The organism is Gracilimonas halophila, from assembly GCF_042684365.1.
In the GTDB taxonomy this organism is placed as follows: Bacteria; Bacteroidota; Rhodothermia; order Balneolales; family Balneolaceae; genus Gracilimonas; species Gracilimonas halophila.
In genome coordinates this window covers 426744-448598 of the sequence record NZ_JBHULI010000025.1, presented here as the reverse complement: position 1 = coordinate 448598, position 21855 = coordinate 426744, and the positions used below count along the sequence as shown (strand labels likewise).

The window sequence follows — 21855 nt, the reverse complement described above, 5'->3', positions numbered from 1 at the left end:
ATACCTAACTTTTTGATAAACATGCCATTTAAATTTGGAAACCGACGTATTATTGGGCAGCAGCGTGCTAAAGAACAGGTGGAGCGAATACTCGCCTCTGAGCGTGTAAGTCATGCCTACCTCCTTTCAGGTCCATCGGGTGTAGGCAAGACTGCTTTTGCACTTGCCCTGGCTGAAGCAATTAATGGTATTGATCATCTTAGTGATCTGGGGGAAAATAAAGAGTCTAAGAAATCCTCCTGGTTTACCCATCCGGATATTCATGTTTTTATTCCAAAACCAACTTCCGCCAAAACGGAAGAACTCAGAGACCGTCTGCAGTTATTGGCCAAGGATCCTTACGAGATCATCAGTTTTTCTCAGCGGCCCTCTCTTGATGATGAGTCTTCAAAGAATTTACAAGCCTTCTACCCCATCGATTATTTTCGGGACGATATCCGTCCTATTGCTAAGCTGAAACCCAATGAAGGCAATCGTATAGTGATCATCCTTACTCAAGTAGAGACCATGAGGAAGGAAACAGCAAATGCTTTCCTTAAACTGCTGGAAGAGCCCTCAGACCGGCTTATGTTCATCTTGACAACCGAAAGCTACGAGAGCCTTCTGCCTACCATTACTTCGCGCTGTCAGCATATTCCGCTCGGCACACTAAAGGATAAAGAAGTAGAACAAGGGTTGATCGAAGTTGATGGATTGCAACCCGATGAAGCAGCTTATCTGGCCCGGGTATCAGGCGGAAACTATGCTATGACCCGCTTTTTTGATATCAGCAAGCTCAGGGAAAATCGTGATCGCGTGGTTGAGTTTCTTCGTATGGCGTTCAGTCAGGATGCCATCGGACTTTCGACTTTGGTTCAAGACTGGCAAAGCTCAAATAACATTGAAGGATTGATCTCTATCACTAACCTCATTGAAATGTATATCCGGGACCTGATGGTTTACAGAGAAACCGGCAACAAGAAATTCATTACCAATATCGACCAACTTGAGTCGATACAGAAGTTTGTAAAGTCGCTGGATGATGCCCGCCTGGAAGAGATGATAACTCATTTGGATTCTTTCCGGCCCGCTTTGCGTCAAAATGTGAATCCAAAGCTGATATTTATTGTTTTGTCTTTAAGATTCTCAACGTTAATGCGAGGACTTGACCCCATCATTCCCGAAGAAGAAAACTGGAAACATGTACCCGCTTTTACAGAATCATGACTGATATTGTATTTCACAAAATGGAAGGTGCCGGAAACGATTTCGTCGTTCTCGACAACCGTACGTATGGTTTTGACCTTGATGAGATCATTCGGTTCACCCCAAAATTATGTGACCGTAAATTTGGCATTGGTGCTGATGGAATATTAGTCCTCCAGCCGGCTGAAAAAGAGGAGGTAGACTACACAATGATCTATCGAAATGCCGATGGCAGTGATGCGGGAATGTGTGGTAACGGCGCCCGGTGTTTGGTAATGTTTGCATTTCATAATGGGTTTGGAGCCACTCAGACCTTCAATGTTCATAAGAATGTGTATGAAGCAGAAGTTCATGATGATGAAAGCGTAAGCGTCCATTTCCCGGTTCATGTAACACCAGAAGATGTACAGATCAACGAGTTGGACTTGGTAAAAGCTGATGCCGCAACCGAACATTTGATACAATTTGTGGAAAAGGCGGATCTGGATAAAGAAGATGAATTGGTGCAAACAGGCAGAAGCTTACGTTATCATAAAGATGTGGAACCGCCGGGAAGCAATGTGAATTTTGTGCATTGTGAGCATGGTGATTCAATATCATTGCAAACCTATGAACGGGGTGTTGAAGATCTAACCTTAGCCTGTGGTACCGGCGCATTGGCATCTGCCATTGCTGCCCATCATCACATGAACAGAATGGAGAAACGAGCTAAATATCAGGTTAAGGTCAAAGGGGGCTCCCTGTTTGCTTCCTTCAACTTTGACCCCAATACCAGCACTTACCATCAACTTATTTTAACCGGACCTGCACGTTTTGTATTCGAAGGCACTATTTCTGTTTAAACTCTTATTGGTTAGCACTTTTATTCATGGCTGTTCTGCCGGGATATCCCCTCCCACCAATGGAGTTCCCTCAGGAAATTATTTGAGTCGCCTGCTCGTACCTAACCAGCTTCCTGCTCCCGAAACCATTAAAAGCATCCAGCTGTACCGAAAAGGAAACCCCGATCACCCTCCGGTCATAGAACTTGGAACTTCTCAAAAACTGGTCTTGGCATTTGATGAATTAACGGATCTTTCCGGGCAATTCAGAATTACTTTCACCCACTATGACCAGAACTGGAATTCAAGCAATATTCCTCAGGATTGGTATCTCGAAAGAATGAATGAACTTATTATAGGTGGGGGCACTAAAAACCAGCGTTCATCTCCCGATTACTTTCATTATGAGACTGAATTTCCCTCAAGTCAACTGAATTTCAAGACCAGTGGGAATTTCATGCTTCATGTTGTTGACTTCTCAACCGGTACCCGACTTTTTTCATTGCCCTTTTTTGTAACAGAGAATGCCGGAGAGATGAGATCCTGGGTTGAGACAAAATACAATGCCGGTCCCAGAGGAGAAGCTATTGACCGGCCATTCAGTGAATTTATGTATCCTGACTTCATTGATTTCCCCCAATTTGACCTTAGCTTTTATTTCGTTCAAAACAGATTTTGGGGTGATGCTAAGAGGTCACAGAACTATGATTTCAGTGAGCAAGACCGGACTCAATTTCAGCTTTCAGAAGAAAACGCCTTCCCTTCAAATTTCGATTTCATCGGGTTGAGATTAAATGAATTTTCTGTTGACGGGCAAAATATCATCGACTGGCTTCCCGAGAAAAACCCACCGGAAGTAATTTTAAGAGAAGATGTTCTAAATTTTACTTCAAACCCTACAACGGGTTGGAGCACTATATTCAGTGACCCAAAAACTACTCCGGAGGCTCGTTACGCTAATGTCCGATTTCGATTCCAGGATGGCGGGCAGTTTTCTGCTTCTCGAGGAGTGTATCTGGTAGGTGATTTCAATCAGTGGCTTCTTTCAGAAGAACATAAGCTGACCTATAATGAAGATTCGGGTTATTGGGAAACAGAGGCCTTGATCAAACAAGGCTTGTATACCTATAAATACGCATTAAAAGACGGGAATGATGGCATCGATGATCTAAGCCTCAGTGACACAATTACCCGTCAAAATCAGGAATATACAAGCTTTGTATACTTTCAAGATCCGGAATACCGATATCACCGATTGCTACAGGCGCAAACTTTACGCTCGGGTTCAAGGTGATCTTTAAAAGTCGATACCGATAGAGAAGTAATGGATAGGTTTTCTCTTAAACCCTGAACGCTGATAAGGCCAGCCGACATCATATCTGAATGGCAGGCCAAATACTATGGTACGGAGTCCAAATCCAGCCCCTATAAGCAGGTCTCCATCAAGGTAAGGAGCTTCTGCAATTCCTTGAGGAAGATCATATTCACCTATACTTTCCTGGGCTACCTTAAAATCAAGCTTGGCGTTATTAACTACTCTGTTTCCATCTTCATCAAGCATTGGGTATTCATTTACACCATCACTGATGTCATAATTAATTCTCTCTCCCCAGGCAGAGCCAACGTCAAGAAAAGCAACCCCGGTAATATTATACAACGGAAGAATTGGAATGGCTCCCGGTACAACGGCTGCAAATAACGGGAATCTGAATTCCGCATTTATCAAAGAAAAATTGCTCCCGTAAATACTATTATAGGCATAACCACGAACCGGTAAAGCCGGAACAGTGAAAAAACTGTCCGTTAACTTATCAAAAGAAAGTCCGGTTTGGTTGAACCGCTGATTGATCCACCCCAGTCTTCCACCCATGAAATAGGTTTGTTTATCACGACCGACTGATACCGCTCCGGAGGCTCTTAAAGCAATGCTATACCGTGATCCCAAATTCACGTACTTTCTGTAATCAGCCAACAAAGATGCGAATTGAGGTGCATTCTCCCCTGCTCCAGGACTTCCGGAAAGACCAATGGAATAACGATTTCCTCCTCGGGGTGTTAAAAAGCCGGGTAAGGTCTGGTCGTTGGTAAAAATAATCTCGGGATATAAGAAGATACTTCGTTCATTTCCTGTAAAATCTTGCCCAACTGAATACCCTGCAAATAAATCACTGAGTGAACTATAATCCCGGGTGATTCCCATCGCAGAAAATCCGGCGTCAATACGCTTGAATTTATCAATTGGATATTGTGCATTTACACCGCCGCCAAAAGTACGGAATCGAATGATCTCACCGAAGAATGTTTGATACCTTCGTGAGGAATGGAAGTAGGAAAAGAACCAATTTGTCCGGTTTTTCAGATAACCATACTGCAAAGAATAGTCACTATTTCTGAGATCAGAGACAAAGTTTGTACCCAATGCGATCTGGTGATCCCCTAAAAGGTCACTGATAATAAATTGGGTTAGTGCGTAAGAGCCATAGGTAGAGGCAACAAAGGTTGGATTATAGGAGATATCTGTAGAGAATTTTAGGCGGTAGTTCTTTGGTTGAAAACGGCCATCTTCAGTGATATTGTTTTCAGGATTAAAGTTAACCACATCTTCCAAAACCAACGTTGTATCTTCCATCACTTCAGTACTGAAGACATAATTTCTAAAATCGATCTCACCAGATTCATCTTCTTCAGGTTGTCCGACAGTATCTGCTTGTGCTTCTGCCATATTAGCTTCGCCTGGATCCGGAGCGCCCTGAGCAGGACCTGATTCATCTCTGGTAGCACCTGACGCAAACATCTCACTGGCATATTTAGTAGCCGGTACTCGTTCGGCCTGTGTTTCAGATGCTCTGCGTTGAGCCCAATAGTTTTGAGAAAGCTCCCCTTGTTTCCTTCTCTCAAAAGGAGAACGAAGTAAGAAAACATCCAAATACCCTTCATTAATAGAGTTCAAAGCGAGACGTGAACCATCTCCGTTTATTGATATCTGAAAAGCTCCCGTTTGAAGGTTTGTCAAAGGAGTTGCAGTACGAGTATTTAAATTAAATTCATAAACATTCTGAATGCCATTTTGGTCAGAGATATAAACCAATCTGCCATTAAGAGTAACTTTTGGAGATTTCTCACTCCACAGCGGCGTGTCGGTAAGTCTGGTTGCAGAAGTTGAATTTATTCTTGCTCTATAAATATCTGTCTGATACATGCTGTCATCACTTAGCAGATCATAATTGATATGATAGGAGTGCAAAGCAACTTTATCTCCACGGTCGGATGTAAAATAGATCTGTTCTGAATTAGGTCCCCATACCGGCTGCTGATCTGAAAAGAAATCACCGGTTATGTTGGTGAGCTTTTCAGTCTCCATATTGTAAACGAATATATCCTGATATGGTCCAATATTGCCATCAAAAGCGAGTTTTTTACCATCCGGTGACCATGAGATAGAAGAGATGGCATCTAAATTCGGAAATTCGATCTTTGAAACTTTTTTTGTTTCATAGTCGATGATCGCGATATCATCCCTGCCTTTTGATTTTGTGGAAAGTGCGATCTTACGACCATCAGGAGACCAGGTAATGTTGGGATTCAGGATATTCAGTTCTTCAAACTCCGGGTTATCCTCTCCCCTGATCAGTGTTTTAAGCTTCTCACCATTTATCGCACTGATAGCAACTACATCAAAATATCCGCGTTTATTTGTTATGAATGCGATCTTGTCACCTTGGGGAGATATTGCAGGACTTGTATTATACGTGCCGAACTCCCCTCTCTCAGTGAGTAAATTAGCGATCATATCCACTCTTTCTCTTTCAGCTACTTCCGGGTAATATCGTTCCTGTAGAGCATCTTCCCAGGCATCGGAAAGATCTTCAATATTCATTCCTGTAGCTTGTTGAATTCCATATTCAACACTTCTGGACGTTTTAATACGCTGAAGGATCTCAGCTATCTTTTGTCTTCCGTATTCTTCTACAATAAAATTCCAGACAGATTGTCCGCCACGGTACGCATAATACCCACTTAAAAATTGTATGTCAGGAAGGTAATTATTGATAACTGCATCCCTGATATACATGTCGGTGTTGGTATCCCAGCCAAGGGCAGTGTATTCTGCAAGACCTTCTTCAAACCATAGCGGAAATTGAAGCTGAATATTATTTCTGATAATGGAATTTACCGTACCTCCATAAAACATGTCATTGAAGACAGCATGAACTAATTCATGGTGAAGGGTTCTCCTGAAATCGGCATAATCTCCTGCAAAAGGAACGGTCATACGGTTCTTCAACTTATCCGTCACACCGCCTATCCCCTCAGCACTGGTGGGCAGATTCACTACATTTGTTTGGGCAAAATCATTATGTGAATCGTAAACTATTAGCGTTATTCGGTTGGAAATTTCATGATTGAAATCTTCCCTTAACTGCTTGTATGCAGCCTCAATACTCTTTGCCGAAAATTCAGCAAGCTCATAATTCTTGGATCCGTAGTAATAGACATCAAAATGAGTAGATTGAATATACCTCCACTCAAAGTTCTCATATTGAACCCTGTTCTTTCCAAAGGGATAATATTGGGCCGAGGCAGGTAAAGTACCTGAGACCAGAAATAGAACGACAAATGTTAAAACAGAGAGTATGTTAACTTTCATATTACTACCGATTACATGTTACTAAGCTAATCCAAAATCAATTTGGCGCTTCTGCAAGTTCGTACTTTTAACACGAACACGAATTTCATCACCAAGTTGAAATTGCTTACCACTTTTGCGCCCCACTAAAGCATGACGTTTGTCATTATAAACATAATAGTCACCTTTAAGATCGCTTATTCTAATCATTCCTTCACAATAAATGTCTTTTAGGTTCACAAAAATTCCCCGTTCCATCACTCCACTGATAATACCGTCAAATTTTTCACCTGTTTTCTTACTCAAAAACTCTACCTGCTTCAACTTAACGGAGTCCCTTTCAGCATCCACTGCTACCCGTTCACGTTCACTGCAATGTTCACCGTCTTTCTTAAGTTGATCGTAAGTGTAAACGCGTGCTCCGGCATTATATCCTTTCAGTAACCTGTGAACAATGACATCAGGATAACGGCGAATCGGGCTTGTAAAGTGTGAATAATGTCCGAATCCAAGACCGAAGTGTCCCAAATTATTGGGCGAATATTCTGCTTTAGCCATGGCACGTAACATCAAACCGTTAACGATGTACTCAAGGCTTGTATTTTCCACTTGTTTTAAAAGATCATTTATTTTCTTTGGGCTGATTTTTTTCCCTACATCAAAATTGATCCCAATGGGTTTTACCTGTTCAGAAATACCCGCCAGTTTATCCTGATCGGGTTTATCATGCACCCGATAGAAAAATGGGAACAGGTCTTTCGAACGTTTTTTCTGTGAACTTTTTCTCAATTCTTCAACATGCATGGCAACCGTTTTGTTCGCCATGAGCATACATTCTTCGATCAACCTGTGCGCAAAAATACGCTCTTTGATGATCACTTTAAGCGGAGTACCATCGTCATCTAAAACAAATTTAGGCTCCGGATTATCAAAATCAATGGCTCCTTCCCTGAAACGTTTATCAAGTAAAATCCGTGCTAATTCTGCTACCGTTGTTACTTCTTTGCTGAACTTATGCTTTTTACCATCCACTACTTCCTGCGCTTCCTCATAAGTAAAACGCTGTTTGGAATGAATGATCGTCTCTTCAATGGAATAATCCACTAATTTTCCGTTTGGAGCAATTTCCATGAAGCAGCTGTACGTCAGCTTGTCTTCATTCGGACGCAAGCTGCATACACCATTACTCAATACTTCAGGAAGCATGGGGATCACACGATCTACCAGGTATACACTTGTTCCGCGTTTGTAAGCCTCCTCATCAAGCACTGATTTTGGAGTGAGATAATGAGTAACATCTGCGATGTGCACACCCAGGTAATAATTACCGTTATCCAGCTTTTTGATACTCAGTGCATCATCAAAATCTTTAGCGTCTTCCGGATCAATGGTAAATACATTTTCATCACGCAGATCCCGTCTTCTCTTTCCTTCTTCTTTGGGTATTTCAAGTGGGATTTGATGGGCATATTCTTCCACTTCTTTAGGAAATTCGGCAACCATATCATTTTCTGCTAATATCGATAAGATGTTAGCGTCATTTGATCCTGACTTACCCAGTACCGATTTTATCTTTCCTTCCGGGAGGGCTTTGGGATGCACCCAGTTTACCAGCTCAAAGATCACTTTATCTCCATCTTGAGCTCCATTCAGGTATTCGGGCAGTACAAAAAAGTTGGTGTGTACCGATTGAGCATCTGCTTCGATCACATAGTTCTCTTTGCTGACTTTCTTAAGCGTTCCCACATAAAAATCCTTTCCCCGTTTTATGATCTCAAGGATCTTACCCTGCGGTTGTCCGCTTCTTTTATTCTTTCCGGTGATACGGATCTTAACCACATCATCATTCAATGCAGTCCCTACATCACGAGATGAGATCATTACATCATCTTCCAGTTCTTCAGTGATCACATAACCGGTACCACGAACAGAAATATCAATTTTTCCTTCATAAATACTGTTACCACCGGAATTTTTGCTCTTGGTTTTCTTCTTATTGTTTCCCAGAAATACATAGTTATCCTTTCTGGAAATTTTATTGCTGTTTGAAAGCCGACTCAGTGACTTATCCAGCTTTTTGATCTCATTATTACTCTCTAAACGGAGAACACTTATCATTTGCTCTCGCGTTAATTTATTATCCGGGCTATTTTTGATCAGGTCAATGATCAGCTCTTCAAATTTACTTAGTCTTTCTTTTTTACTCATTAAAATATCTTTACGAGGGATCTTGAACCCTGTTAATTTCTGTTATTTCTTCTTGATTCTGTTCTGTTTCTTCCTCTTTCTCCTTTGAACCAAACAATTTTCTAAAAGGTGAGAATAACCGTTTAAAAAACTCATCCCAGGTATTAAAGCTGACTTTAGCTTCAAGCCCTACCCCATTTATGTCCTGAGATTGTTGTGATTGTTCAGTACTGCTTAACGTTCCAAAGGTGAGATCCTGACGATGAAAGGCAGTCATGGCAAAGGTCCGGTTGATCCTGTAGGTAGCTCCAAGATCTCCAATATTTGATTGCCGGCCTGTAATTTGTCCTTCTCGTCGCAGTATAAGTTTATCGTTATATAATCTCAGTGCAACACCGAGATCAACCTGATTATAGGTATTAAGGTTAAAGTCTACATCTAAACTACTCAAATCGCTGTTCAATAACGAATTTACCTGATTTGATAACAATGGGTTAATAACCTGACTTGAGAGTAATGGATTCAACACTGCTGCACTTCCGGAGATATTTTCCCCAAAAAAGTTATTCTGCGTTTGGCCTGATGACGACATAGGAATGAAATTACCCATGATCATAAAGTTGGCAGCTTGCAGTAATTTCAGGTCTTCATCTCTGTTGATGGAGGCAATTTGTGTTGAAAGCGTTGAATTTTGTTGAGATTCAAAGGTTTCAGGCAGACGGAAGAAAAAATTATTCTCGATACTTGAAAGGGTACCGGAAATATTCAACACCAGATCAACAGGAACACGTTGTGAATTTTCAGGATCCCTGGTACCGGTATTACTTAGTGTTGTAATATCTGGACGTGCACTATAAATAGCATTAAGGTCTAAGCGTGCATTTCCCGGGTCCCCCTCCCACACAATAGAACCACCGGGCTCCAACTCAAGCCGGCGGGTTATAATATCACCACTTACAAACTGATATCTTCCTCCTTCGATATCAAACCGCCCGAACATGGAAACTTCCTCATCTTCGAGCAAAATTCTCATGCGGCCTGTACCTTCTGCGGTAACAATATCGCCGGTAACAGGATCAAAGATAAGCCTGACGGTCATTGGGTTTTCAGCTTCAAACTGAAGATCGAGTGTAAATCGCTCAGCAAAGGAAAGATCAACTTCAGGTTGCGTCTCTTCTTTGCTGCCATTGGCTCTGTTCCCAGACCGGGCAGCATAACTTCCATTTTTAAGACCAACATCATCAAAAGAGTCCACAAACCTGATAAACCTGTTATCCTCATCAAACTCTGTTTCTTCGAGCAGGGGAATAGAAATTTCTGAGAAATCCGAAATACGCATAGGCTCCTCAGTACGCAGAACAGGATCAAAATTGGTTCCTGATATTGTAACGGTACTTGAACCATAAGCTGTCCCAAAAAAGGCCGCGGTAGGGTCGAATGAACTATTCAGGAACTGAAATTCATCCATTTCTAAGCTAATATTCATGCTGTCAACAGGTGCAAAATCATTGAAATCGTAATAACCGCTTAGTATCGCATTACCTCCTGAGGGATCTATCAGGTAGATGTCTTTGAAATTCAAACCGTCTTCTCTGTTGAACGTAATTTCACCCTGAGCATAGTAATAGGTATCAAGGAACTGAGGCCGTAAGTAAGCCGCGTCCTGAGATCCTACCATGAAGTCTGCATTAAAGTCATAGGTTTCAGCATTTCCCCAAATGGTCCCTGAACCGTTTGCCAAGCCGGAACCTTCTGCAAAAACTTTGGGACCTATAAGTGGGAGTATCCAAAGATCAATATTCTCGAAGTCCAGATCGAATTTATACAAGGAGTCGGCTTCCGGAAATCCCCCATCTGTTGGAGCAAGTATATATCCATCGATATTGAATTCCTGTCCCCTTCGACCTGTATTGGCGAAATATTCCGGATACTTGGTCGAATCGGTACTAATAGTAATATTGGTGTCAAATCGATCCAGTTCAGAGTTGTACTCACTTAAAAGATTCAGATCTCCTACCAGGGAACCTCCAACACTAAGAGTTTCAATATCTACATCTCCATAAACGGTAGGAACGGATGTTAAGGTTCGGGTGGTGAAACTACCATCAAGGATACCTCCAAAACTTAACCTGCCCCCAACAATATTCGAGATCTCTTCAAGGTTGATGGATCTGACATTATAATTTACCGAGTCTTCCGGAGAAGAACTGAATGTGCCATTCAATTGGAGAAGTTGGTCTTCATTTTCAAATACAAGATCTTCTAAAATAAGTTTCTCATCTGAACGATAGGTCAAAGCAGGCACCCCGGTGCTCACCCAATTATAAACTTCTGTCCCCAAATTAAATTCCTGAATGTGAAATGTAAGTGCATCATTTAGCAGACGTCCACGTCCCGATAATGCCAAAGATGCTCCATCAGACATATCCAGTATATTTGTAGTGATCTGGACTGAGTCTTCACGGAAATTGGCCAGTAAAGTAAATCTCTTCCCTTCAATGAAATCATAGTCTATAGTGCTGGAATTCGCCTGAATCTGAAGATTGGAAAACTCTTTGAGCTGAACATTTCTCCTGAACCCACCGGTAACCTGAACTACCAAAGAGTCTGCCTGGAAGTCACCAAATCTGGTAAACTGGTCATTAAATGAACTATTGAAGAGTACCTGAGAAGAATTGACATTTATTGAGGAACTAAATCTGGCTGAAGATGCCATTTGTGGCAGACCATCTAAATAGAAATTGAGAATATTAGGGTTTTTAACCCGTCCACTAAGTTCCAGGTTTTGATTTTGAGTTATCTGCGTGGAATCTGAAAATGAATCTCCTGCTTTAAATAAAATCTCTTCATTGACCTGTTCTATAAAGTACCGTTTCCACTGAGGCCATAATACAGCTAAAGAAGAAGGCTGATAACTCCCTTCTATTAAAGCATCAAAAGCAGTTGAGGTAAATCTGAGTATTCTGTTTTCGGAATCATCATTATTAAAATCCAGATATAGTTGGTGACGGTCTAAAGTATCTTCTGCAGAAATTGCCTGTTTTACATCTATGCTCAGCTGCCCGATAGCATTATCAAGACTGCTTCCCGTCACCTGTGCGTTATATTCAAGATCAACCTCTACAGGACGTACATTAGCATTTTGGATGATCCCTTTTAGCTGCAGACCGGAGGCAGTCCCTTGTAGCGAAAGTGTGGGTTGCTCTTGCTGAATATCAAGCCATCCGCCGGCAGTTAACATTGCTCCCTGAACATCAGCCCGAACATCGGGCTCTATATATCCTTCATCCCAGTTGATCAATACTGAGATCCTGCTGAAATCCCTGTTATCCAGCATCCCTTCTCCGGATTCAACAACCAGTCCGCCTTTGGCTTTATTTAAGTTAAAAGATGAACTCTTAAATTCCCCTTCCAAACTTAGATTTGTTTTCTGAATTCTTTGATCAAATATATAACCAAGGTTAAGCGAATCAGTGCTGAATGTAAAATCAGAAGCGATGTCATCTCCCCAGACCATGTCACCATTCAGCTTAATACGACCACGATCTCCTTCCACATCGGCGGCAATATTTGTAGAATCTAAACGCCCGGATACCAAAGCAGTATACCTTGCAGAGGCAATAGCTTCTAATTGCTCCTCATCCAGATCCGGTTGTAGAGCAGCAAGTTCATTTTCATTCAAGATCAATGATTCAAGGTTTAGGTCATATCCAAATGATGCTGCGCTGGTCAGGTTTTCCAAAGTTCCGCTAAGGTTGGCGAAACTCTCCCCCATAATTAATTCAGCTTCATTGATATTGAATGAACTGAGTGTTCCCTCTGCCGACAAGGATCCTTGCAGATATTTTGGCAGCTTTGGAAAATCAGGTCTCAGCTGTGTAATATACTCCGGAGCAAGGAGTATCCGGTCAACGATCAGATTGAGGTTAGAATTCATGAACTGATCGACAACATTGCCTGCAAGGAAATTGACGTTATCTGCCTCGGTACTAAAACGTATTGAAGAATTTTGTGTACTTATGTTAAAGGCATTAAGCTCAAAAAACTGATTATCATTATAGATCTGCCCATACATTTCAACCGAACTCAAACCGGCTTCGGGAGCGTTGAATTGAACTCTGTTTATATCAATAAAACGCTGATCCTCAGTAAATTCAAAGAACATATCCATTTGGATATCCTGAATACGCAGGCTGTCGGAAGAGGTAAAAGCATTATCAGCTTTGCTAATATTTTTTAGTACAATGTTACCATTTTGAATGACCACGGAAGGAATGATCACCTGGAAGCCAAAATCAGACCGTAAAGAATCAAATTCACGATTCCCGGCATCATCCTTTACCAAAAATGCTTTATCAATGGAATAATCATTCTGAGTGTCGAAAACTGTAGTGGGATCACTTATCCGTAATGAACGAACCAGCATACGGTTTCTAAAGATCGACAATACATCCAGTGAGGCAAAGACTTCAGATGCTTCAAAAACGGGGATATAAGCTGAAGAATCCTGATACAGGATAACATCCTCCAGTTCAATATTGAATGGCAGGAATCCATTTATAGAACCGATCGTCAACACCCCTTCATACTTTTTACTGAACTGCTCCTGCAATTCAAGTGCTATGCGATCTTTAACAGGCTGAAGCTGCATTGCTCCAAATATACTGCCAATACATATAGACAGAGTAAGAACCAGAACCCCAATAAAGGTCCAAAATACGTTCCAGGATTTATGTAGCCAGCGTAGATAGGTCACTATTCAAAGATCTTTAAAGCATGATTCCATGATTGTTCAACAAACTCCGTATCGGAGACTTTATACACATAGGGAGATCCCATTTTCTTTAGCAATATCAATTGAATTTGCTCGTCCTTCACTTTCTTATCGGATCTCATCTGTAGTGTCAATTGCTCAGCATCTGAACTGATCTTATTCAATGAAAAGGTATACAACGATTTGAACTGTAATAAATTGGATAACTCGATCTCGGCTCCCAACATGTTTGAAGCATACACTGCAGCTATCATTCCGGCATAAACGGCCTCGCCATGCGAATATTCATTGTAAGCTCCTTCCCGCTCAATAACGTGGGCAAAGGTATGGCCAAAATTCAGAAAAGCTCTTTTGCCTGCCTCTAAAGTATCTTCCTCAACAACATTCGCTTTTATTTGTGCACTTTCCTGTATGAGAGGCAGCCAAGCCTTTCCAATATTGAACTCATTGTTATCTAACAACGATTTAACTTGTTCCAGAATTTCGGGGCTGTGGATCATCCCATATTTCAATACTTCACTTGTTCCGTTCACCCACTCTTTTTCGGCTAAAGTTTCGAGATACTTGACATCAGCAAAAACAGCATCGGGTTGATAAAAACTCCCCACCAGGTTTTTCCCTACGGTGTGATTGATCCCGGTTTTTCCGCCGATGGAACTGTCGACCATGGCAAGCAATGTTGTTGGAATGTGGATCAACGGGATTCCCCTAAGCACAGTGGCTGCAACAAAACCGGCAAGATCTCCGGTTACCCCGCCTCCGATCGCGAAAAGCGGAGTGCTTCTCTCTACACCTTTATCCAGAACAAAATCGACTGCTTTTTGATAAACGGAAAAGCTTTTAGCTTTCTCTCCGCGGGGTACTTCAAAAATATGAAGCTCTGAAAATTTCTTCCCAAGTACCGACTCAAAATGAGCCCGGTGATGTTCCAATACAAAAGCATCTACCATCAAAAACGCTTTATCTGAACTATATGAATGAACATACCTCTCCAGTTCTTCCGATAGATCAAAACCGAAGTGTAGCTTATATTTTTTTTCTGTAGATGTTTGAACCGATATTAAATCAGACATGCCGTGAAATTTTATCCTTGGCCGCCTCTGCCATTTCCTGAACAGATGAAAATAACGAAGTTTTTATTGTGATCTGCGCCTGTTTGTAGAGATCTATACGACCTGAATATAAGGCTTTCAGCTCTGTAAAGAGAGTTTCTTTGGATTTTATTTTCCCGGACTCATCGAACAAGATCGGCCGCTCTTCACTGTCGTAAACCCGTTCTGTGATCAGCTCCATTGGAGTATCTACAAATACCAGTAAACCATGAACTTTCAGGTGATCTACAATTCGTTGATCCTGAAGAGCTCCCCCTCCCAAAGCAACGATACCTTTGAATTCCCTGGTCAGTGAAAGCAAATATTCCCACTCCTTCCGGCGAAAATAATCTTCTCCTTTTTTCACGAATATTTCTGTAATCGGCATCCCCTCTTTTTCCTCAATAACGGTATCCAGATCACGAAAATCCCATCCTAATTTTTCCGCCAGAACTTTACCAAGGGTACTTTTTCCTGAAGCCATGAATCCACACAGATAAATACTTCCTTTGTGATCCTCTAATTTATTAGCGTTCATTTTGCAGGTTTTTTCGGAGTTACCATTTCAACTTCCTCTTTGTCCACCAACACAGCTCCCGGTGGCGAACCTTTGGGTTTTCGCACATATTTCTTTTTTGTGATTATAACAGGAGCAAGTTTTGAACCACGTGCCTTCGAGTTATAAGCCGCATAGGAGGCAGCCTCCAGTAATACACTTTTGGGCGGCATGCCTTTATCGTTTCCCATTCTGATCACCAAATGAGAACCGGCCACTTTTCGAGCATGCATCCATACATCTTCTTTATGTGCTTTTTGAACGAGCGTGTCATTACTCTTGGCATTCTTTCCGATCCAAACAGGATATCCCTGGATCTCAAGAGTATGAAATGGGAGTTGCTCCTCATTGTCATTTGAACTACCCTGATCCCGAAATTCCTTCAGCTCATCCTTATATTCCTCTTCCCAATCCTGAAACTCCCATAAATTAGTAATGCTTTTAGCTTCCTCCAGAAACTTCTCAGCCTGTTCTTTTTCAGCCTCCATTATCGGGATCCGGTTCATTGCTTCTTCATAGGAACGCTCAGCAGAGGAGGATTTCTTGTAATACCGCTGGGCATTCCCGGCGATATCCAGATCCTGCTTTAAAGGGATCTTGACCTTCTTTCCTTCGTCATAAAGATCATCTACCTCTATTTCTTCATCATTTACATTTCCCAGATGTGCATTTGCCATCAAAATATGGCCCCACTTCTCGTATTTCTCAGCTCGTTCCAATCCCTTATCAGCCTGATGCAGATTCTGAAGTCCGGATTCAGTTCGTTTCACTTTACGCTTCAAACTTTTAACAAGCGATGATTTCCGCTGCTTCAAACGCTGAGTCCGGGAGTACGTTTTGTATCTGTAAAGAATAAGTTCATCCACCCCATCAAACCTTTTTTCGGTTTTCAGAGGAAGTGTTTCTTCGGAAAGCAATGTGGTTTCTCCATTTTCCAATAACCGGAAGACGGCCCTGTTCTCCATTTCATCACAGATATCTTCCACAAACTTTTTAAGTTCATCCACTCCGGACTCATCGAGTTCATGAATACTTATCAGCTCCTGTAGGTTCTGCCTTGGGAGCATGGGATTGAGAGCGGTGAGCTTATTCTTTGTACTCTTTCTGCTGATATCTTCTTCTACTTCCAGCAGGTCCAGTTCCTGGGGTTCGGCAGGCTCATCTCCCGGCTCATCATATTCCTTGAATACCTCTATGATCTTTCCCTCTTTTGAAAGAAAAACATTGGCCCGGTTACTGAACAATCGGAATGAAAGCCGGCTCCCATCTTCAAAATGAATGTAGAACCAGCGGTCTGTTTCAGGAATACTAACATCTGTTATTTCAACATCATAGATCTGCTCAAAGAAATCTATGGTATTACTTTTTTTTGCACCTCTATGGCTATCCGTAAATAGCGCTATATTGCCCGGAGCCGAACTGAAACAAAGCCGAAACGGGTCTTCGGATGACCTTACAAAAAACTCAATATAGTTTTTATATGGACTTACAGCTTGTCCGATTCTTGAGCCGATCAACTTGTTTTTGAGGGTCTTTTTTAGATATATTAGTTCGTAATAATTCATCAAAAAAGATGGGGGTTTTTAAGGATTCATGCATTATCCGATCTTCAATTCTATCGTTAATACCGTAGAAGCACAATTAGGAAAAAGAGGGATCAAGACAAATAAATTCCGGACATGGGAAGATAATAAGATTCACGCCACCGGTTTAGAATTAATAATCAATATGGATAATGCCTCCCCTTACATGGAATCACTTTCCATTAACTTTGACTGGGACAGTTTTCGGGAAACAACGATGGCCAAAGAACTTGAAGGCATGGACAGTCATCCTTTTTTAAAAATTGAAACACTTACCAAAAGTACTGTAAAGCCTACCATCGATGTTGAAATGAGCTGGCTCTTTGATATTGACACCTGTCAGCCTCAACTACCCGGAGAAGCCGGGAATTACCGTATTGAAAAAGCAAGCCGCTGGATGGAATCGATCAGTAAAAAGGTGAACGATCTATTATCTGACGATGACATCATTACCCGATGGCACATTGAAATTGACGGAGATGAAAACGGCCGGTACCTCTCGGCCATCAACCTCATCTCTTATTTCCAATACGAACTGGTGACACCTAAAAGCCTGAATGAGGTACAGCACCTGGTCGGTCGCAAACTTCACGACCTTCTGCTTAAAGCGAATAAAGTTATTTATTCATCCAATGAGATCCTGGATGACTCTTTGGCTGCCTGAACAAAAGCATTTCCCTTAAAAGGAAATGGCCGGATGAGTAAGTTACAATCATCAGGCCATTTATATTATTTGTTAAGGCTTTTTAGCTCAATCGTATTTATAAAACCCTTCTCCGGTCTTGTTACCGAGCTTTCCGGCATCAACCATTTTAACCAACAACGGCGCAGGTCGGTATTTAGGGTCCTTAAAGCCTTCATATAAAACACCTAAAATATCCAGGCATACATCCAGCCCGATAAAATCAGCCAATCGTAATGGGCCCATTGGGTGTGCCATTCCAAGCTTCATCACTTCATCCACATTTTCAGCGGTTGCTACTCCCTCTCCCACACAAAAGATCGCTTCGTTGATCATCGGCATAAGCACACGATTACTTACAAAACCGGGGGCATCATTTACAGGAACCGGAACCTTCTGAAGCTTCTTGGATGTCTCCTCAACCACATCATAGGTGTCGTCATCGGTTTGCAGGCCACGAACGATCTCAACCAGTTTCATTACCGGCACCGGGTTAAAAAAGTGCATCCCGATGAATTTCTCAGGACGAGAAGTCAATGCTGCCAATTTTGTAATTGAAATTGAAGAAGTATTGGATCCAAAAATAGTATGGTCGGGAGCAGCTTCATCTACTTGTTTCCAAACAGATGTTTTGATATCCAGATTTTCAGGAACAGCTTCCACCACCATATCCACATCTTTCACACCTTCAGAAATATCCAGAAATACACTGATGCTGTCCAGAGTTGATTTCTTCTTGCCTTCATCGATCTTTTCCTTCTTCACCATACGGTCAAGGTTCTTCTGGATCGTTGACATGGCACGGTCAGCAAATTCTTGTTTGGTTTCAATGAGATTTACGGAAAATCCATTCATGGCAAATACATGAGCAATTCCATTCCCCATGGTTCCGCCACCAATTACGGCTACTTTCTTTACGTCCATTCTATCGGTTTATTTAAGATTTGAATTTTTATCAGATTAGGGTTTTTGGAAGCGTTTTTCAAGCCAATCAAGCCCCTTTTTATATCTTTTAGCTAGTTTGTTTTTCGATCAGACAGGATTCAGAAATTAAAACGTAAACTTGCAGTAAGTCCCGGTTCTCCAAATTCATTCAGATAGGAAAAACGAGCTTCAGGCATATTCTCCAAACGGTTTCGAGCCTGTACAAAGGCGCTTATGCCACTTCCCAGCCTGTTCACCACCATCAGGGCCAGAAGAGTTGGCAACTGACTCCTATTCTTATCCACCCGCTCCCTGGTATCTCTGTACTGATCTCTCAAGTCGCTGCTTTCCCAGTTCCATTCATATTCCGGTGTTTGGGGAAAGACATTATCCCAGTTCCTGTTTCTAAGCTGAGCATCATTATAAGAAGCCAGGTTATCATAATTCCCGATCGCGATCTGGTAATTTCGGGATTTCCCGACAAGGTCAGCCCCGGCTTTACTCACTGCCAGAGTCCTGAAATCATTTTCGAGGTAGTCTGACCTGGCATCGAGTCCGAAGTACGTAAGTACCAGAACCACCTCTCCCGCCAGATGATATTTACCTCTATTCCAGTTTTCATTATCTACATAGTAGTGCCCCCATCCCGGCATCACCAACGATCTTAAAAACGCTCCTCTTGGGGAAGGAAGCTCTACACTTTCCGGGGTTTGAGCAAAAGAGATCAGTGGGAAGAGAAAAATAATTACTGAGACCAACAGCTTCTGAACATCGAACATCCCGGAACCAACACCGGAGGCGGGGTCTGCTTTCTTTAGAAATTTATTGAACTCATTGCTCATACTGATCTTAAGTTAAGAGTTCGACGTTGAGTATTCGTTATTCATTATTCTTCTTCCGTTCTCTTCCCCAATGTCGGAAAATGGAAACGCTAAATCCAGCCATCAGAATGAAAGTTCCTGCCCACACCACAGAAATGAACGGCTTCTCATCTGCTACTATCAGCACCCATTCCGGTTCATATTCTTCTTCCAGACCGGTTACTGTCAATTCAATACTGTTTTCCTGAGGCTTGATCTGAGTGAATTGGAATTCAAGATCAAAATCAGGGATAAAGGCCGGAGGAGAGTAAATGTAGCTTTGCCCTTGTTCACTGTAAACGGCAAACAGAGGATCAACGGTAAATACACGTCCACTTGCGGGGTGAATGAGCTCTACCTCTGCCCTCACTCCAATGGTTGTGTTTGGCGGAAGCTGTGTAGTATCAGTTCGTGAGTAATTCACAAACCGGATCTTAAACTTTCCAACGTCAATAGTTTGACCGGGGTTGAATTCTATGGTTTGAACTTCAGGGCCCTCATCCAGGGTATCCTGAGATGCCACATTTTGCATCATGTTGTTTCCAGCAATACGATCATTTTGTTCCTGCACATACGAACTTCCACCCACATATAAGTAAATGTCGCTGAACCACCCGGTTCTAACATCAGGATCTACCGACCACTGTATATTTTCGTTAGATGATGAAGTCAGCATCGGATACACTTCAGGCTGCATGTAAAAAGCTTTTCCGCCATCAATAGGCTCGAATCTGATCTTATAATTCTGCTGGCCCCGGCGAACGCTGTTGTCCAATTCATAGCCCTCATAGGTAACCACATAACGGTTGTCGATCACTACAGGCTCATCCAGATATAACTCCAGCATTTCTTCTTTTTGGGTGACAGTGAATCCCTGTTCATCGGTCACTTCTCCACGTTCTACAGCCGCATTATAATCTGCTGTACGCTGATCCACCAACGCCTCATTGTATGCTGAAGAAGCCAGGATCCCTACCAAAAGCATCCCAAAACCAATGTGTGTGAGAGAACCTCCGATCAGTTTTGGCTTTTGTACTGCAAGCCTGATCAAAACCCAGGCATTACCTACAATGGCAAAATACCCGCAGAACAGGTAGGTCATGTAATACAGGTTCCGGACATCACCGATAATGATGGAAGCAATGGTAACTACACTGGTGACCAGCAGCGGGTTTATAAGTGCCGAAGCCAGCGATTCTGCATCGTATTTTTTCCAGAAGAGATATTGCCCCAACACCGTGAAGATAGCCATGATCATAGCAATGGGCATACTCCATCGGTTGTAAAAACTGATCTCGGGAGGAGTTGGATTCTCAACAAACAACTGCCCTATGATAGGTGAACTTGTTCCCAAAATAATGACTAAACCAAGTATCAGTAAAAGCATAGCGCCGGCAACCGTCATAAACTCACGGCTCAATACCTTTGCCTCTTTTTCGGGTGAGGGAAGTTCTTTATATCTCCAGAAGAATAATCCCAATCCAACCAGGGTAACAACCAGCATGAAAGCTAACAATTGATTATAAAGCCCTAGGTCCACAAAACTGTGTACGGAGGAGCTTCCCAGAATCCCGGACCGTGTCAGAAATGTTTCGTATACAATGAACACATAGGCAAGAATAGAAAAGAGTATAGACGACTTCTGTGCTACCGCACTTTTCCGCTGTATGATCATGGTATGAATGCCGGCTGTACCAATTAGCCAGGGTACCAATGAAGCATTCTCAACCGGGTCCCAGGCCCAGTATCCTCCAAAAGAAAGCGTTACATATGCCCAATATCCGCCGAGGAAGATCGCGGTCAGCAGTGCTACGTTTGCACTTAGGGTCCATGGAAGTGCCGGGCCAACCCACTCATTATATTTCTGTTTCCACAGGGCTGCCATGGCAAAGCAGTATGGAATGGTCATCATGGCAAAGCCTACAAAAAGAATAGGTGGATGGATCATCATCCAGGGACTCTTCAGCAGATCATTCAATCCGCTTCCATCTGCAGGTACAAAATCAGGATTAGTTTGCAGGAAAGGAGCATTTGGCATTTCCTCTGCTATGGTTCGGAAAGGCGAGGCTCCTAACTTCAACCCAAAAATATCCCAGCCCAGTAACATGGACAGCAGGAAGACCTGGGTAAGGGTCAGAAAGAAAAGAACCGGACCTTTGTATGGTGGGCGGGTCCACTTCATCAACCCAAATCCTAAAAAGCCTGAGATCAGTATCCACAGCATGAAACTACCCTCCTGTCCGCCATAAAAGGCCGAAAAGAGATAGCGGGGAGTCAGGTCAAGACTCGTGTAATTGAACACATAGTAAAATTGAAATTGATGATTGAAGATCAGATTCATCAATATTCCTGAGGCGGCTACCAGAAAAACCACTTTTGCAGTAAACAGCCAATTACCGATTCTGAGGGTTTTCTCCTCATCTTTATTGGCAGCCACAAAATAAAAGATCATGGCAAACAGAGAGGCTACAAAAGAAGCAGAGATCAGGGCTTTACCGAGAATTCCTAACATAAATTATTCAGAGCAAAAGGGTTTGATATAAAAAAAAGATACAGAGGTAAAAA

Annotated in this window: 13 protein-coding genes; 4 read left to right on the top strand and 9 right to left on the bottom strand. The window is 42.2% G+C overall.

Annotated features, from left to right (window positions below; all coding sequences use genetic code 11):
* Positions 1 to 21: 21 nt before the first annotated feature.
* From ACFSVN_RS12905 to ACFSVN_RS12895, 3 genes are read left to right on the top strand one after another with little or no spacing between them, the layout of a single operon-like run.
* A complete protein-coding gene (locus ACFSVN_RS12905; RefSeq protein WP_390303521.1) occupies positions 22 to 1206 on the top strand; it encodes a DNA polymerase III subunit in 1185 nt (394 codons plus the stop codon).
* Positions 1203 to 2027, top strand: a complete 825-nt coding sequence (gene dapF, locus ACFSVN_RS12900; RefSeq protein WP_390303518.1) for a diaminopimelate epimerase — start codon at positions 1203 to 1205, stop codon at positions 2025 to 2027. The genes ACFSVN_RS12905 and dapF overlap by 4 nt, the downstream gene beginning before the upstream one ends.
* Positions 2028 to 2034: 7 nt before the next feature.
* A complete protein-coding gene (locus ACFSVN_RS12895; RefSeq protein ID WP_390303515.1) occupies positions 2035 to 3300 on the top strand; it encodes a type IX secretion system plug protein in 1266 nt (421 codons plus the stop codon).
* 3 nt (positions 3301 to 3303) lie between these two features.
* On the opposite strand, the gene ACFSVN_RS12890 is transcribed toward ACFSVN_RS12895, so the two are convergent.
* The 6 genes from ACFSVN_RS12890 to ACFSVN_RS12865 are packed head-to-tail and all read right to left on the bottom strand — an operon-like array spanning position 3304 to position 16806.
* Entirely contained in the window at positions 3304 to 6654 is a 3351-nt protein-coding gene (locus tag ACFSVN_RS12890; protein WP_390303512.1) for a peptidase MA family metallohydrolase, read from the bottom strand.
* Between the two features lie 21 nt (positions 6655 to 6675).
* Positions 6676 to 8841: a ribonuclease R gene (gene rnr / locus ACFSVN_RS12885; protein WP_390303509.1), complete on the bottom strand. Its 2166-nt coding sequence runs from the start codon at positions 8839 to 8841 to the stop codon at positions 6676 to 6678.
* A gap of 10 nt (positions 8842 to 8851) precedes the next feature.
* Complete coding sequence (locus tag ACFSVN_RS12880) at positions 8852 to 13576, bottom strand: translocation/assembly module TamB domain-containing protein (RefSeq protein WP_390303506.1); 4725 nt, start codon at positions 13574 to 13576, stop codon at positions 8852 to 8854.
* Positions 13576 to 14667, bottom strand: a complete 1092-nt coding sequence (aroB, locus tag ACFSVN_RS12875) for a 3-dehydroquinate synthase (protein WP_390303503.1) — start codon at positions 14665 to 14667, stop codon at positions 13576 to 13578. Before aroB ends, ACFSVN_RS12880 begins: the two co-directional genes overlap by 1 nt.
* The gene (locus ACFSVN_RS12870) at positions 14660 to 15223 is read right to left on the bottom strand and encodes a shikimate kinase (RefSeq protein ID WP_390303500.1); all 564 of its coding nucleotides are present in this window, start codon (positions 15221 to 15223) and stop codon (positions 14660 to 14662) included. The genes aroB and ACFSVN_RS12870 overlap by 8 nt, the downstream gene beginning before the upstream one ends.
* Positions 15220 to 16806, bottom strand: coding sequence for an NFACT RNA binding domain-containing protein (locus ACFSVN_RS12865; RefSeq protein WP_390303497.1), 1587 nt, complete (start codon positions 16804 to 16806; stop codon positions 15220 to 15222). The genes ACFSVN_RS12870 and ACFSVN_RS12865 overlap by 4 nt, the downstream gene beginning before the upstream one ends.
* 28 nt (positions 16807 to 16834) lie before the next feature.
* Between ACFSVN_RS12865 and ACFSVN_RS12860 the strand changes: the two genes are divergently transcribed.
* Positions 16835 to 17488: a hypothetical protein gene (locus ACFSVN_RS12860; protein WP_390303494.1), complete on the top strand. Its 654-nt coding sequence runs from the start codon at positions 16835 to 16837 to the stop codon at positions 17486 to 17488.
* An 87-nt stretch (positions 17489 to 17575) separates the two neighbouring features.
* On the opposite strand, the gene ACFSVN_RS12855 is transcribed toward ACFSVN_RS12860, so the two are convergent.
* The 3 genes from ACFSVN_RS12855 to ACFSVN_RS12845 form a co-directional block, all read right to left on the bottom strand.
* Positions 17576 to 18430 carry a 3-hydroxyacyl-CoA dehydrogenase family protein gene (locus ACFSVN_RS12855; protein WP_390303491.1) on the bottom strand — a complete coding sequence of 285 codons (855 nt, stop codon included), beginning with the start codon at positions 18428 to 18430 and terminating at the stop codon, positions 17576 to 17578.
* A gap of 119 nt (positions 18431 to 18549) precedes the next feature.
* The gene (locus ACFSVN_RS12850; protein WP_390303488.1) at positions 18550 to 19272 is read right to left on the bottom strand and encodes a hypothetical protein; all 723 of its coding nucleotides are present in this window, start codon (positions 19270 to 19272) and stop codon (positions 18550 to 18552) included.
* A 37-nt stretch (positions 19273 to 19309) separates the two neighbouring features.
* The gene (locus ACFSVN_RS12845; protein ID WP_390303485.1) at positions 19310 to 21802 is read right to left on the bottom strand and encodes a heme lyase CcmF/NrfE family subunit; all 2493 of its coding nucleotides are present in this window, start codon (positions 21800 to 21802) and stop codon (positions 19310 to 19312) included.
* Positions 21803 to 21855 lie beyond the last annotated feature (53 nt).

Excerpts from the sequence above, each read along its gene's own strand:
- ACFSVN_RS12905 (WP_390303521.1), top strand. The coding sequence starts at position 22 with ATGCCATTTAAATTTGGAAACCGACGTATTATTGGGCAGCAGCGTGCT.
- dapF (WP_390303518.1), top strand. The coding sequence starts at position 1,203 with ATGACTGATATTGTATTTCACAAAATGGAAGGTGCCGGAAACGATTTC.
- ACFSVN_RS12890 (WP_390303512.1), bottom strand. The coding sequence starts at position 6,654 with ATGAAAGTTAACATACTCTCTGTTTTAACATTTGTCGTTCTATTTCTG.
- rnr (WP_390303509.1), bottom strand. The coding sequence starts at position 8,841 with ATGAGTAAAAAAGAAAGACTAAGTAAATTTGAAGAGCTGATCATTGAC.
- aroB (WP_390303503.1), bottom strand. The coding sequence starts at position 14,667 with ATGTCTGATTTAATATCGGTTCAAACATCTACAGAAAAAAAATATAAG.
- ACFSVN_RS12870 (WP_390303500.1), bottom strand. The coding sequence starts at position 15,223 with ATGAACGCTAATAAATTAGAGGATCACAAAGGAAGTATTTATCTGTGT.
- ACFSVN_RS12865 (WP_390303497.1), bottom strand. The coding sequence starts at position 16,806 with ATGAATTATTACGAACTAATATATCTAAAAAAGACCCTCAAAAACAAG.
- ACFSVN_RS12860 (WP_390303494.1), top strand. The coding sequence starts at position 16,835 with ATGCATTATCCGATCTTCAATTCTATCGTTAATACCGTAGAAGCACAA.
- ACFSVN_RS12855 (WP_390303491.1), bottom strand. The coding sequence starts at position 18,430 with ATGGACGTAAAGAAAGTAGCCGTAATTGGTGGCGGAACCATGGGGAAT.
- ACFSVN_RS12850 (WP_390303488.1), bottom strand. The coding sequence starts at position 19,272 with ATGAGCAATGAGTTCAATAAATTTCTAAAGAAAGCAGACCCCGCCTCC.
- ACFSVN_RS12845 (WP_390303485.1), bottom strand. The coding sequence starts at position 21,802 with ATGTTAGGAATTCTCGGTAAAGCCCTGATCTCTGCTTCTTTTGTAGCC.